12 protein-coding genes are annotated in these 14,221 nt (G+C 50.6%); 4 read left to right on the forward strand and 8 right to left on the reverse strand.

All coding sequences use genetic code 11. From position 1 onward, the window contains the following. Positions 1-2 precede the first annotated feature (2 nt). The 3 genes from AC2UZI_RS00080 to AC2UZI_RS00090 are packed head-to-tail and all read right to left on the reverse strand — an operon-like array spanning position 3 to position 4,505. Positions 3-1,154: a thiolase family protein gene (locus AC2UZI_RS00080; protein WP_486941795.1), complete on the reverse strand. Its 1,152-nt coding sequence runs from the start codon at positions 1,152-1,154 to the stop codon at positions 3-5. Then, complete coding sequence (locus AC2UZI_RS00085) at positions 1,151-3,130, reverse strand: acetoacetate--CoA ligase (RefSeq protein WP_486941796.1); 1,980 nt, start codon at positions 3,128-3,130, stop codon at positions 1,151-1,153. The genes AC2UZI_RS00080 and AC2UZI_RS00085 overlap by 4 nt, the downstream gene beginning before the upstream one ends. 19 nt (positions 3,131-3,149) lie before the next feature. After that, the gene (locus AC2UZI_RS00090; RefSeq protein WP_486941797.1) at positions 3,150-4,505 is read right to left on the reverse strand and encodes a short-chain fatty acid transporter; all 1,356 of its coding nucleotides are present in this window, start codon (positions 4,503-4,505) and stop codon (positions 3,150-3,152) included. A 187-nt stretch (positions 4,506-4,692) separates the two neighbouring features. Here AC2UZI_RS00090 and AC2UZI_RS00095 point away from each other — a divergent pair, with 187 nt between their 5' ends. From AC2UZI_RS00095 to AC2UZI_RS00105, 3 genes are all read left to right on the forward strand, one after another. Continuing rightward, complete coding sequence (locus AC2UZI_RS00095; protein WP_486941798.1) at positions 4,693-5,343, forward strand: TetR/AcrR family transcriptional regulator; 651 nt, start codon at positions 4,693-4,695, stop codon at positions 5,341-5,343. Between the two features lie 253 nt (positions 5,344-5,596). Beyond that, complete coding sequence (locus AC2UZI_RS00100; protein WP_486941799.1) at positions 5,597-6,673, forward strand: LPS O-antigen chain length determinant protein WzzB; 1,077 nt, start codon at positions 5,597-5,599, stop codon at positions 6,671-6,673. A 142-nt stretch (positions 6,674-6,815) separates the two neighbouring features. Beyond that, positions 6,816-7,847, forward strand: a complete 1,032-nt coding sequence (locus AC2UZI_RS00105; protein ID WP_486941800.1) for an LPS O-antigen chain length determinant protein WzzB — start codon at positions 6,816-6,818, stop codon at positions 7,845-7,847. 92 nt (positions 7,848-7,939) lie between these two features. Here the strand turns inward: AC2UZI_RS00105 and AC2UZI_RS00110 are convergent, their stop codons facing one another. Genes AC2UZI_RS00110 through dctP form a run of 5 tightly spaced genes read right to left on the reverse strand, consistent with a single transcriptional unit; the run spans position 7,940 to position 13,349 of the window. Further along, positions 7,940-9,229, reverse strand: coding sequence for a RidA family protein (locus AC2UZI_RS00110; protein WP_486941801.1), 1,290 nt, complete (start codon positions 9,227-9,229; stop codon positions 7,940-7,942). Continuing rightward, the gene (locus AC2UZI_RS00115; protein WP_486941802.1) at positions 9,229-10,467 is read right to left on the reverse strand and encodes a M24 family metallopeptidase; all 1,239 of its coding nucleotides are present in this window, start codon (positions 10,465-10,467) and stop codon (positions 9,229-9,231) included. The genes AC2UZI_RS00110 and AC2UZI_RS00115 overlap by 1 nt, the downstream gene beginning before the upstream one ends. A gap of 25 nt (positions 10,468-10,492) precedes the next feature. After that, on the reverse strand, positions 10,493-11,809 hold the full coding sequence (locus AC2UZI_RS00120) for a TRAP transporter large permease (RefSeq protein ID WP_486941803.1): 1,317 nt from the start codon (positions 11,807-11,809) through the stop codon (positions 10,493-10,495). Beyond that, the gene (locus tag AC2UZI_RS00125) at positions 11,806-12,315 is read right to left on the reverse strand and encodes a TRAP transporter small permease (protein ID WP_486941804.1); all 510 of its coding nucleotides are present in this window, start codon (positions 12,313-12,315) and stop codon (positions 11,806-11,808) included. The genes AC2UZI_RS00120 and AC2UZI_RS00125 overlap by 4 nt, the downstream gene beginning before the upstream one ends. A gap of 29 nt (positions 12,316-12,344) precedes the next feature. Further along, entirely contained in the window at positions 12,345-13,349 is a 1,005-nt protein-coding gene (gene dctP, locus AC2UZI_RS00130) for a TRAP transporter substrate-binding protein DctP (RefSeq protein ID WP_486941805.1), read from the reverse strand. 142 nt (positions 13,350-13,491) lie between these two features. On the opposite strand from dctP, the gene AC2UZI_RS00135 reads away from it, so the two are divergent. Beyond that, positions 13,492-14,208 carry a GntR family transcriptional regulator gene (locus AC2UZI_RS00135; protein ID WP_486941806.1) on the forward strand — a complete coding sequence of 239 codons (717 nt, stop codon included), beginning with the start codon at positions 13,492-13,494 and terminating at the stop codon, positions 14,206-14,208. Positions 14,209-14,221 lie beyond the last annotated feature (13 nt).

Genomic DNA, 14,221 nt, shown 5'->3' on the forward strand with positions numbered 1-14,221 from the left:
GGTTAGGCCTCCCGATGTAGAACCATTGCTGTGGCTTCACTGAGGGTGGCGCCGTTACCCGTCATTAGGGCCCATTCGGCGTTCTCCACCTGACGCCCAGAGGCCTGATGACGCAACTGCCGAACCGATTCGATGATGTGCGTCATCCCCCCAGCTAGGTCCGGTTGCCCAAATGACAACTGTCCGCCGTGCGTATTAATGGGCAGATCACCATTCCAACGAATGTCATGCTCATCCAACCATAGCCCCCCTTCACCGGGCTTACACACGCCAGCGTCTTCCAGCGTAATGGGCAACATAATGCTGTAGCAGTCGTATAACGACAGGGTGCTCATGTGCGAATGATCCACTCCCGCCTGTTGATACGCTTGTGCAATGGCCGCTTTTAGCGGCCCCGTGGTTAAGGATGGCGACTGGGACATGGCCCGATGCGTCACTTTTTCACCCACACCAGCGATGCGAATCAGCGGCTCGGCGCGTTTTCTGGCCTGCTCGGCGCTGGTCACAATAAAAGCCGCCGCCCCCGAACATGGCATCACGATCTCAAGCAACCTAAGGGGCTTGGCCACCATCGGTGACGTCAACACATCTTCCACCGTTAAGGGCTGATTACGAAAAAACGCATAAGGATGGCGATGCGCGTTCTCGCGCTGCATGACCACAGCCTTGGCCAACTGTTCAGACGTGGTACCGTACTCGTGCATATGGCGGGCTGCCAAAAACGCATAACTGATGTTGGCACCCGAGGCCCCAAAGGGCACGTCGAATTCGCGGATTGGGTTTCGGTTAGGTGAACGCAACGGCGTGTCGTCGCGAATATTACCCAACACACACAACGCGGTGGTACACATGCCAGCAGAAATCGCCGCCGCCGCGCGCCACGCCATACCAATGGCGGTCGCGCCCCCTAAATCGACGATACTGCCCACGGTGGGCTGTATGCCTAAATACTCGGCCACGGTGGCGGGCACATGCTGGGGGGTTTCCCCCACCTGCACCCCCACAAACAAACCATCAATGGCGTCACGCTCAATTTTTGCATCGTGCATGGCCGCAATGGACACCTTTGCCAATAAACTTAGCGTGGTTTCATTGACTGACTTACGCAGTGGCTCCAGTTCAGCAATACCAATAATGGCAGCATTCGATGTCATGACTTCGCCTCATTTCGTTGCTGTGCCTCGACGCGGTCTTTAATGCCGTCTAAGGCATCTGGGTTCGACAACGAACCCACGTTAGTCACGGCCTTACCCAACAACTTCTGTAACACCGCTTTTTCCACTTTTTTACCGCTTAGTGTGTAGGGAATGTCATCCACCGCCACAATACGGCGTGGCACATGACGCGGTGAGCCTTTGTGACGTAGTTCGCCCACAATGCGTTGACGTAAGGTCTCGTCTAAGGTTTGGTTATCGGCGCACACCACAAACAACCAAATCTCCATATCGTCTTGAATGGGATAACCAATCACCAACGAATCTTGGATCTCTTCCATCGAATCCAGAATGCGGTAGATTTCGCCCGTACCAATGCGCACACCGCCCGGTTTTAGCGTGGTGTCCGTACGACCTGAAATGATCACGCCGCCGCTACTGCGCATTTCGGCCAAATCGCCATGCACCCACACGCCAGGCACTTCGTTGAAATACTCGTCGTAAAAACGCGCATCGCCGTTTTCACCCCAGAAGGTCAACGGCATAGACGGGAAGGCCTCGGTACACACTAAATCGCCCTTCTGCCCCAATACACTGACATTGCGCTCGTCAAACACATGAACCGCCATGCCTAATGCAGGGCCTTGAATCTCGCCAGCGCGTACCGGCTGACTGGGGTTACCCATCACGAAGCATCCTAAAATCTCGGTACCACCCGAAATCGACGCTACGCATAAATCGTCACTGATATTCTGATACAGCCACTTAAAATTCTCGGGCGTCAACGGTGCGCCAGCAGAGGCCACTAAACGTAAATTCGAAAAATCGTGATTTTTAGTGGGTGAACGTTCGGCCTCTTCCAGCAGCGTTAAATACTTGGGACTGGTGCCAAAATGCGTGACTTTTAGCTCGGCCGCCTGCTCCCACAACACATCGTAATTTAAGCCCTCTGGCGTTTTGGGAATGGCTGCGCCGTCGTACAACACCACCGACGAACCTGAAGCCATCGTTAATACCAACCAGTGGTACATCATCCATGCGGTGTTCGTGTAATACAGCATGCGATCGCCCGCTTTCACGTCGCAATGCAGTGCGTGCTCTTTCTTAAGGTTGACTAAAATGCCACCCGTACGGTGCACAATACACTTGGGCAAGCCCGTGGTGCCCGAGGTATACACAATAAACACAGGGTGATCAAAGGCAAAGCGCTCGTAAGTGGGTTCGGTTGCGTCGTTATTCAATAAATCTGAAAACGCATGAACCTTTACGTTTTGTAGTGCAGAAGTGTCGCCCTCGCCAACCAAAATCAGCGTTTCAACACTGGGCAACACCTCAAGTACGTCTTTGATTTTTTCTAAGGTCTGATGTTGCTTACCGTTATACAGATACTGGGAACTACCAATTAATAACTTAGGCGTCACCTGACCAAAGCGGTCGGTAATACCCGTTACCCCAAACTCGGGCGAGCAGGTTGACCAAATGGCACCCAAGGACGTCACGGCCAGCATCGACACCAAGGCCTCGACATTATTCGGCAACAAGCCAACGACTCGATCTTCAGACCCAATGCCCTGTTCGCGCAGACTTTGTTGAAGTTGGGCCACCTTTAGTCGAATCTGCGCCCGCGTGTACGACGCTTGCACGCCGTACTCGTTAGTTTCGATAACCAGCACCTCGTCGCCGCTACCCGCCAGCATGTTCTCCGCTAAATTTAGCTTCATGCCATTAAAAAAGCGTGTTTCGGCCATGGACGACCCTTTTTCAATCACCTGCTCCCAGCTACCCTCATAAATTAGACCGGAAAAATCGATAAAGTTTTCCCAGAAATTCGCCATTTCGGCGATAGAGTAACGGTGCAAATCCGCATAACTATGCGTGGGAACGTTCACTCGCTTGGCAAACTGTTGCATCTGCGTACCCGCCGCCTGTTCTGCTGTGGGCGTCCATAAAACGGGGGCTCGGTTATCGTAAGACATTAGGTCTCCTCCTACTTATTTAGTTGAACCACATGGGGAATACGGTCAGGCCTAGAGCAAAGATGACGAACGCCACCAACATCATTACCGCGGTGTAGCCTAATATGTCGCGCGCTTTTAAGGCAGCAATACCAAGCAAAGGCAACATCCACATCGGCTGAATACCGTTAGTCACCTGATCCCCGTAGGAATAAGCCATCACAATCAGGCCCATATCCACATCTAACATTTTTGCAGCTTCGACCAAAATCGGCCCTTGTACTGCCCACTGACCACCGGCTGAAGGAATAGCGATATTGATCAGTCCGGCGCTGATAAACGACATTAGCGGCAAGGTAAATTGCGTGGATATATTGATCAGCCAGCCAGCAAAAATATCAACTAAACCGGATTTAGCCATCATGCCCATAATGCCGGCATAGAAAGGAAATTGCAGCACAATCTGCCCGCATGCAGTAATCCCTTCGTCAATGGCTTTTACGTATGCAATGGGCGTCCTGTACATCGCCATCCCGATAATCATTAAGCTGAAGTTAATGATGTTTAGGTTCAAGTCAAAACCGCGGGTCGCGAAGTGATAACCGATGTAGATTAGACCCGCCGCCACAATGACATAGGACAACAGCATCGACTCTTCAAGCTTCTCCGCTAAGGTTTTTGGCTCATCACTTATCGTTTTCTCGGCCGCTGCGTCTCCGATAGACGGACCACGATCCGGAATCTCTTCAATGTCCGCACCATCGGGGTGCATAGCGCGGTAAACAAAGGGAATACACACCGTAAACAGCGCTAAGGTAATTAAACTAGCCGGAGCAAAAATCGTTTCCGTTACAGGAATTAATCCGATGGCATCCATCAAAAAGTGGCCTTCCGTATTAACCAACAACGGTGCCGACGCAGAGAAACCACCATTAAACATAATTAATGCCGTAAAACCAGCAGCAGCCGCCAAGGGATAATGCACCTTGATTTGACGCCGTTTGGCTTCGTAACACACTTCTTTTGCAGCAATCGCCCCTACGATCAGCCCTAAGCCCCAACTTAGGTAACCAAAAGCAATGGCTAACAACGTGATAAGGATGATGGCTTGCCCTGGTGTTTTAGGTAGTTTGGCTGCTTTACCAATAATGCGCCGAACCGGTGGCGACGAAGCCAAAACGTAGCCGAATAACAAGATGGCCACCATCTGCATGGAAAAGTTAAGCAGATCCCAAAACCCTAAATACCAGAAAGACACCATCTCCATCGACGAGGCAGGCGTCATCAGCACCCCTAACCCGAAAATGATGATGGTGATGAGAATGGCGAACACAAAGGGGTTCGGCACGTACTTCTTAGAGAACCGCACGCAAATAGCGCCTGCTGTTTTCAACATAGCTGTCTCCTATTGGAAGGTACATCGATTTTGATTGTTATTACCTAACGGCGTCGAAGTTATCGCTGCATGAGAAAAGTATAGGAGTCGTGTACCGACCGGTCAATAGGTTTTTCCCTAGGTGATCGATCAGTACAAAAACGGCCTTATACTAATGCCTGTGCTTAACTCGTTTACTGGAAGGTTTATGACTACGACTCATCGCGTTATCAACACAGAAAATAAAGACGCGAAGCCTAACGCTTCGGTAGAAGAACCAAGCACGAAAGAGCGCATCTATAAAATTGCTGCCGAGATGTTTGCGCAAAAAGGCTTCCACGCCACGGGAATGAGCGACCTGGAACAAGCCACCGGCCTCGGTCGCGGTGCGTTGTACTACCACATTGGTAGCAAGGAAGAGCTGCTGTTTAATGTCACGTCACGCTATTTGGTCAGTTTGAACAAAATTGCCAATGACATTATTCATGCCGAAAATAAAAGTGCTGAAATGAAATTGCGCGAATTCTCGAAAATGGTCATGCGCACCATTAGCGACGACTTGGCCGAGCTAACCGTGTGTTTTAGAGAAACGCATTCGATTGTGGGAAATAGACGAGCCGAGCTGCTTGAGCTGCATAAAAACTACGAGCAGCACTGGCGTACCCTGCTAGAGGGCTTATATGAAGAAAAAGGGCTACGTAACATGAACCCGTTAATGGTAAAGGCCGTGTTAGGCATGCACCATTACAGCTATTTATGGCTGCGGCCTAGCTCGGCAAAATCGACAGACAACATTGCCGATTACTTTACCGACTTTGTGATGAACCAACTGCAAGCGGACCTAAGCGCCCAAGCCTAAAACGTCGTAGTAACGCCCCAGCCCGCCCCCAACAACGCCATAAAAACCGGCGTTGTTTTCTTTGTTCACCCCTGGTTTTTAAAAAACAGTGTTTAGCTTGTAAGCCAAGTTAGTATGCCACCAAAAGCCTTCGGCTCTTGCGAAAAAAAACTAGGGTTTACGTCGAGAACAATGTTGTTTGCAGCGTGTTTAGGCTCGATGATACAATTTGACTTTTTTCATTACAATAAACGCATAATAAAAAGGTCAGGCTTTGAGCACCCCATTTAGCACAAAAAACGATGAAATTGATATTGCGCAGTTAATTAAGCAGTTGTGGCGCTCGAAACTTAGCATTGTGGTGATTACCGCTGCCGCCATCGTGGCCGCTTTTGTTTATATCAGCGTGGTTAGCCCCACCTATCAAAGCCAAGCCATACTGTTACCGCCTGCCCCTTCTGCGTTACAAAGCTACAACTTGGTTGCACGCTTGGCTGACCCCGAGCCCTTAAAACCCGAACAAAACGACAACAACAAAGAGAACGAGACGCTGGTGGCCTCGTTAGTGAATGACATCACCGTAGACGACGTGTATTTAGCCTTTCAGCGCGTGCTGAATTCACAAAATCTAAAGCAAGACTTCTTTGTTAAGCACTACCTAACGCATTACCACCCTAATGCCACCGCCTTAGAAAAAGAACAGTTATTTGATCGTTTCACGCAACAACTACGCATCAGCCTACCGCGTAAAGACACAGAATTTGAAACGCACATCAGCTTCGAGCTATACGACGCCGAACGTAGCGCCGCCTGGTTAAACCAGTACGTGGAACAAGCCCTTAGCGTCTCTAGGGCTAGGCTACTTAACAACCTCAAGGTACAGCGAAGCGAGCAAATACGAGTAATCGAATCGCGCTTAGCGGTGCTACGCAACCAAGCAAAAACGGATAACGACAACCGCTTACAACGCGTAGAAGATGCCCTGCGCATCGCCCAAGGCATCAACCTAGAACACCCCTCAAACTCGGGCAACTTGATCACCTCGTACTCGGGTGAAACCATGTATTTACGTGGCGCACAGGCGCTGTCGGCTGAACTTGACCTGCTACAACGCCGAGAAAACTTCGACCCCTACATTGCCGAACTGCCCCTGCTGCAGCGTCAACTGGACATGATTCAACTAAGCGTTTTACCGGGTGACGAGTTTCAAACCGCGCAGATCGATCTGGTCGCTGCCGTACCACAACGCCCGATTGCCCCTAAAAAAGCATTGATACTGCTAATTGCCGCCGTGTTGGGCTTTATGCTGGCCTGTATGATCGCCTTAGTACGTGGAATGCTAAGGCGTTAAGCCAACCATAGGGCTGAATTCAGCCCTATGCCATGTAAACACCGTCAATTTTTGTAATGTTTGGTCATCTATTAAAGACTCTACGCTTTATACTCGGGGATAATTCGCTTTTACGCGTCAATAACTCTCCGAAGAGGCCCGAGTGTCTGAAGAACGAGCACCGTATTACACCCCCACCAACAACGACGAAATCGATCTACGTGAACTAGCCTGTACCTTGTGGGCCCAAAAAGCCCTAATCGTGCTGTGCACGGTGGTCATCACAGCGGTGGCGGCAGCGTATGCGTTTTTAAGTACCCCGGTTTATGAAACCGAAGTGCTTACCCTGCCCCCCACACCCGCCGACTTAGCCAGCTATAACGTTGTGGCACAGATTGACAACAACTTCGAGACCTTAACGCCCGATCTGGCGTACCAAATTTTTTTACGACACTTGAATTCAGCCAGTTTAAAGCTGGATTTTTTCAATGATCACTACCTGCCCGTGGTCGATCCTGATCCCAGCCCCGCCGAGCGAGAAAGCCTCTGGAAACGTTTTAATAAGGAATTAAGCGTCACCATTCCTAAAGCCAACGATGGTGATTTAGCCCGCGTTAGCATTGAAGGGGAATCCCCCACCACCATCAGCGACTGGGCTAACCAATACTTAGACAACGCCATTGCTCGCAGTCGTGAACAAGTCATCAGTACCCTAGAAAGTGCGATTTTTGTACGGGTACAAAGCACCGAAGCCGAACTGGACACCTTGCGGGCCAGTGCAGAACAAGAACGCCTGCATCAAATCGCACGCATCGAAGAAGCGCTACGCTTAGCCGACGCCATTAATTTAGAAACCCCACCCGATAGCGGTAACCTGATTACCTCGTACACTGGGGAAACCACCTACCTACGCGGTACGCGTGCACTGGAATCTGAGTTAGCGCTATTGCACGCACGAAAAAACAACGACCCCTACATCAGTAAACTGCCCGATTTATTGCAGAAACTGGACATACTGAAAACCGTTAACCTGCAACCCGAGCACTTAACACTGGCCACCGTTGATAGCCGAGCCGTTGCCCCTGAAGCCCCCATTAAACCCAAAAAAGCCCTGATCTTATTATTAGGCATAGTATTGGGTGGCATGTTGGGTGTGTTTGTGGCACTGCTGCGCCACTGGTTGGCTAAGCCTTAACTTTCCGACGCCCACGCGCTATCAGCCATAAAAAATAGCCCGTCTGTGACAAAACAGACGGGCTATTTTGTGTTGACCGTAAACGATGAGGCTTACGGTTGCCACCCAATCAAATCCAATTGGAAGCGGGTATCTGGCACGGGTAATGGGCCCATGGTTCTGAATACCGTTGTGGGTACAGCGGTCTCAAACTCGTGCTCCCAAGCATTTTGAAAGGCACCGTAGTCCTTAAGATTTGTGCTCATAAACTTGGTTCTTAAGGGCGTAAAACCACCTACACGCGTCTCAAGCTGTTGTTTAATATAAGCCAACTCTTTATAGACGGGGCTTTCATGAAAAGGGAAAGATGGGTTCACCTTGGCCTCGGAAGCCAAGCCGCTGACGTAATCCGTGGCGGACAACCCCGAGAAGAAAAGATAAGGCCCCGCCTTTACCGCCAACGACTCACAAAACATCTCCTGCGCGGCTTCTGGCAGAGGAATGTGTTGTTTGCTCCAAGGCCCTTCTGGATCAATAGCGATTAGCTCGATCTCGATCGTGGTGTAAGGCGTAGGAAAAGTTGAAGGGATAAAAATCCGAGCAGGCGGGTTTTCAGGAAACAAGGTTTTCCACACACGCTCGATGGCCGCAATCTGACTCATGTCATTCAGGTGAATCTCTGCCTTCACCACATGCGAGAAATCCGCTTGATACGACTGCAGCACATCCAGCAAGTAGGCCATCATAATGCGGCACGACGACTCAGCATGATCGTGCTGATAAGGCAAATCTGGATTGCCTTTCAGCACGGCATCACTTGCACCCCCAATCACGTTGTTGGTGCGTCCAGAAGTGAAAATAAATCCACCTCCTTTTGTCGCCTTGGAATAAATCGTGTCACCCCAAATGCGCTGATGGGGCGGCATCGGCGCATTTTCAGTAGACTGCGTCAAAGCCTCGCGCGGGTTCGAGCTATTACTGACCAGCGCGATGCTGTCTACCGTCACTTTGGCATCTTTTACCGCCAGTTCAGGTGCCAGCACTAAGGTACTTGGGGGTGGGGTTGCACCGAAAATTGCCGGACGCAAGCGTAACGCTTCGTACACATCGCTCTCGTCCGTGTGACAACTGTTTATTTTCAGTATTTCCGTCAGTCCCGACCCCGCATCTTGGTGCACCTTCTCCATCACATCGTAAAGATAATGAAGTTCTCGGTTAATTTGAGACCAATGATTAGGGTAACCATCAAAGGCTTTAATGCCTTCCGGCATTCCAAGCTCGGGGTGGGCCGCCACGCCCCCACCGTAAAACACCAAGTCACCCGCTACAGCGGCTAAGGGCGTACGCGAATTTTCTGCATCAGGATGAAAAATAAAACGCGGCGCGTTCATTGTTGTACTCATCACACCACCTTTAACAGGGTCTCAAGCGGAATACCGGTAATTTCCTCGGGGCCATCAGCCGTAATCACCACCGTACGACCCAGCATCAACCCCGTGCTTTCATTCCAAGCTGGGTTATAGACATCCGATGCCGTGGCAAACACCATGTTTTCTTGGAAGTTAATACTTGGAATGCGTGCATAGGCGTGCTCTTCCCAGGCACCACCTTTACCACCATACATGGTGCTTGGAAACTCGGGCGACGCTAGGCCGTGACCATGCAAACCGCATTCAACCGAGCTGAAATTTGCCTCGATAATGGGTCTTCTGAATGCCAACACCGCATCAGAGAAAGGCTTACCTGGCTGCATGGCGGCAATCCCTGCACGCTGCGACGCCACGCACACCTCGTGAATTTCCTGATACTCTTTTTTGGGCTGACCTAAAGAAATCGACACCTCGGCACCCGCTAAGTAGCCCTTGTATCGCGAGTGGTACTCCGAAACAATGATGTCGCCTTTTTCCAGTTTACGGGGTGAAGACGGAGGACGTTTACCGTGGGGCGGGGGAACTGCACCAGAAGACATCCAATTCATTTCTTCCTCACCACCACGACTTAACGAGGCATTCAGCATCGCTGCATAGACCTGATATTCGTGCGCACCCACCACAGCCGACTCGTACATGGCATTTGCCATTTCACGCGCTAAGGCTCCAGCACGGCGCAACACCGCAATTTCCTCTGCACTTTTAATCAGTCTGGCCTGCTCTAATAACCACGCACTATCGATGAACTTCGCTTGTGGACAAGCCGCTTGAATTTCGGAAAACTGCTGAAACGGTACCGTCTCAGTAATCACACGTGGGCGCGTTGTACCAAAACCCACCACACCAATGGAAGCCGAACTGTAGTTACGGTCTTTTAAGGTATTGATGATGTCACGCGTGGTTTGCTGTCCTGCACGGGTGTCGCCAATCCAGCCACCAGCCAACGCCCCATATGGGGTTACGTCATGAGGGAAACCTGACCAAATCACCGGATCGCCCTCTAGTGGGAACAGAATACACCCCGGAGCCACACGGCCTGACAGGTAGCGGTTATTGGCTAAACCGGCTTGCCACTTAGTTTCATTGCCCCATACCAATAAGGCATCTAAACCCGCATGATCCATTCTCCAGCGCACTTCTCGCCAACGTCGCTCACGCTCGGCATCCGTAAAATCGATATCTACCGAAAAATCATCATAAATAGTTGACACTGTAAAACTCCTAAACAATTCATCATCAGCCTAAGGCTGCGTTGGGCAATAACGTAGCAATAGCGGGGACGAGCATAATTAATGCGATCACCGCTAAGTTGATGCAGACATAGGGTGCTGCCGCACGCCAAATCATGGGCATCGTAATATCGTCATCTGTGACGCTACCCATCACAAACAACAGCATTCCGAAGGGCGGTGTCATCAACGCGATTTCAAGGTTGATGAGCATCAGCACCGAGAACCACAACGGATCAATGGATAGGGCTGCAACAATAGGCATGAGGATTGGCAAGGTAATCATCATGATCGCGATCTGTTCTAAGAACATGCCTAGAACTAAGATCATCACCATTGTCATGACAATAAATAGCAGAGTGCTTTGATCGCCACTGAGTACAAACTCAAGTAAACCGCGGCTGGCACCCGTGTACGCCAGTAGTTGACTAAAAGCAATAGCAGAGGCCAAGATCGTGAGCATCATGATGCTGATACGCAAAGTATCCATCAGCGCCACACTGATCTTACGAATGGATAACCCCCCATACGCCGCCGCCAGAACGATTGAAGCCATGGCACCAATCGCCGCTGCTTCCGTCGGTGTCGCCACCCCCATAAAAATAACGCCCACTACCGTTACGACCACAACCAGAAGCGGCACCACATCAACCAACAAGGCTTTAAGTGTTTGGCTGAACGGTACTTTCTCTACATCGTAAGACGGTGCTAAATGGGGATAACGTAAGGCAACGACGATTACAAAAATCGCATACAAAGCCGCCAACACTAAGCCCGGCAAAATCAAGGCCAATAGCAATTTGCCGATAGAGACCTTGGCCACTGAAGCGTAAATGACCGCCAATGCACTGGGCGGAATCAACATGGCTAATGCCCCTGACGCCATAATCGGCCCCATCGACATCACCCCTGAATAACCTCGTTCTTTAAGCTCGGGCACCAGCAGTCGCCCAAGCAAGGCCGTGTTTGCCATGGTCGAGCCGCTTAGGGTGGAAAACAGCGTGCCACTGCCAATGGCTAATAGGCTAAGCCGACCAGGTAGGCGGCCTAGCAACATGTCCAAGGCCTTCAGTGCACGACCCGCAATCTGCGAATGCCAAAGGATTTCTCCCATCAACACAAACAGCGGCACTGGCAATAACGTGAACACACTCAAGGACGACTTCACGCTTGACACATACTGCATAAACGGGCTACCCCAGCCTTGCGTGAACAATACCCCCAGTAAAGTGACCGCTGCCAAAGCAAAGGCCACTGGCATTCCTACGGCCAGCAAGGCCAAGGTGCCACCGATAATGAGCGCAAAAACCTCATACCACATCATGACACTGGCTCCTTATCGTCAAGCTTGGAACTCACCTGATACGGCTTGCCCTTAATCTGCCTAAAAAACTCAAAGGCCGTTAAGCTAAAACCCACCGGAATCACCCAGTAAATCCATGCTTCAGGCACCTCGATAGCTTGCACAGCAATAGAGCCACTGCTGATTTTGTCGAACAGCACCACCCAACCCCAGTACGCAATCACCGCACAGGTAATGGCACTTGCCAAGGTTGTTAACAACCGAATCATTGCCACCTTGGCGGGTGAAGCCATCTCAACAAAGGTCGTAATGGCAATGTGACCCCCCTCGCGGGCCAGCCACGCCATGCCTAAGCAAGGGATATACAGCAACGCGTACTGCGACACGTCGAACATCCACACGATGGTTTTTCCGGTGACTGAACGCATCACCACATCCGCTGTAATCCCCAACATGACCAAAAAGATAAAAAAGGCGGCTACACCTGCCATCACATCAAGACTTCGGTGATAGAACTTAAAAAACATGTCTGCTCCCCTAGAGGACCACGTGGCAATCAATTACCCGTCTGCTGAAGTTGCTCTGCTAGATCTGGCTGTCGTTCAAGAGCCTTGGCATTCAAACGTAAGAAATCTTTCCAACCAGCGTCCATAGCAGTCTCTTGAAAATACGCCGCATCCTCGTCAGAAAAGCTAATGGTCTCCATCCCCATCTCGGCCAAGCGCTCGTCTTCTTTCGCTAGCGTTTCACTAATAAAGGCTTCCACACGTTTTTCCAGCTCTACACCCACCTCGTTCAAACCCACCTGAACGTCTTCAGGTAAGGAATCCCACACCTTCTGGTTGATCAGCAACGCGCCATCCAGCGAATAGAAAGGGTGATCAATCACGTACTTGGTCACTTCGTTCCAGCCGTAGGCATCTACCCCGCTGTAAGTCCAACCAAAGCCGTCAATCACATTTCGCTCTAATGCGGTATAGACGTCACCGGGCGCGATTGACACCGCGGACGCCCCTAAGGCACGAAGCATCGGCAACTGCACGGGCGAACCGCGCATGCGCAGACCCGAAAAATCAGGCTTATCGATGTCTTTGTTCACATACAGACGGAACTGATTGCCCCCTGCCGTATTGGCTAAGTAATACACCCCAGCCTCTTTATGAATTTGATGCATCAGATCGTAGTACCCACTGGTACGAAGCTCTGAAGGCTTCAAACTGGTGAACTGCACAGCCGCCGACAACGGCACCTCGCTGCGGTAATACGCCGCCGCACCCAAAATCACATCCACCACCCCGTTCTTCAACGCCGAGAACTGATTATTTGGGTCAGAAACCTCTGGGCCGCCTAAATAGCGAACTTCAACCTTGTCACCAAACTTCTCGTTAACCAACTCTTCAAAAATAAAAAAACCACGGCTTAAGTCGTAGTCGGCTGTCCATGGCGTTACCCCACGCAGCACGATTTTTTTTGCTGCATAGGCCGACGTTGCCGATAAACCCAACGTCAACGCCACAGCAACGCCTAATGCACGTATCACGGATAATCGTTTTGCCTTCATGTCTCGCTCCTTTATATTCGAGCTTTTAATATACATAATCCAAATTATCGAGTCAAACTAATATTATCGATAATTTTATGGTTCGTATATTCATTGATCATCTGTATAATAAGACCTAGAAAAATGCACTTAAGGATCGAAAGTGAATCGACAGCAGCAGACAGCCACCCCCGTTAACACTACAACCGGCCATACCTTGACCTTGGCCGAACAGGGCTACACCGAAATCAAACGACAAATCTTGTCCGCTCTGCTTGAGCCTGGCAGCCCATTGCGTTTAGAGCGACTCAAAACATCGCTTGGCATCGGCTATACGCCCCTGCGCGAAGCTCTAATGCGCTTAAGTAGTGAAGGCTTTGTCGACATGGAAGGACAGCGCGGCTTTAAAGTGGCGCCCATCTCACTGCACTCGTTAGGCGACATCACCCGCGCTCGCATCTCGCTAGAAGCCCTAACCCTAACCGGAGCACTGGAAGTGGGGGATGACGACTGGGAAGCCACCATTGTGGGAAACTTTCATCGCTTATCGCGCCGATCGGCTATTGATACCGACACGGGGTTAATTTCCCCAGAATGGGACGCCATACACCGCGACTTCCATTACAGCCTTATCGCGGGCTGCAATAACCAATGGTTAAAAAGCTTCTGGGAAATACTGTTTGATCAAGCGTACCGCTACCGACAAATCGCGGTAACACGGGGCTTTTCATACCGAGACGACCTTGCTGAACATAAAGAACTGATGGAGCAAGTGTTAAATCGAAACCTAGAGGGCGCCTTAGCCGCCAGCAAAGCCCATATTTCTAGCACCTACCAAGTCGTATTGAAGGTGCTAGCCGAAGACGACGAACTTAGCTAATTAAGAAGGATAT

It is taken from the genome of Paenalcaligenes sp. DL 463 (assembly GCF_057475185.1).

Bases quoted from the DNA above. Each gene is read 5' to 3' on its own strand.
- AC2UZI_RS00120 (WP_486941803.1), bottom strand. From the start codon at position 11,809: ATGATGTGGTATGAGGTTTTTGCGCTCATTATCGGTGGCACCTTGGCC.
- AC2UZI_RS00080 (WP_486941795.1), bottom strand. From the start codon at position 1,154: ATGACATCGAATGCTGCCATTATTGGTATTGCTGAACTGGAGCCACTG.
- AC2UZI_RS00085 (WP_486941796.1), bottom strand. From the start codon at position 3,130: ATGTCTTACGATAACCGAGCCCCCGTTTTATGGACGCCCACAGCAGAA.
- AC2UZI_RS00125 (WP_486941804.1), bottom strand. From the start codon at position 12,315: ATGTTTTTTAAGTTCTATCACCGAAGTCTTGATGTGATGGCAGGTGTA.
- AC2UZI_RS00110 (WP_486941801.1), bottom strand. From the start codon at position 9,229: ATGAGTACAACAATGAACGCGCCGCGTTTTATTTTTCATCCTGATGCA.
- AC2UZI_RS00090 (WP_486941797.1), bottom strand. From the start codon at position 4,505: ATGTTGAAAACAGCAGGCGCTATTTGCGTGCGGTTCTCTAAGAAGTAC.
- dctP (WP_486941805.1), bottom strand. From the start codon at position 13,349: ATGAAGGCAAAACGATTATCCGTGATACGTGCATTAGGCGTTGCTGTG.
- AC2UZI_RS00095 (WP_486941798.1), top strand. From the start codon at position 4,693: ATGACTACGACTCATCGCGTTATCAACACAGAAAATAAAGACGCGAAG.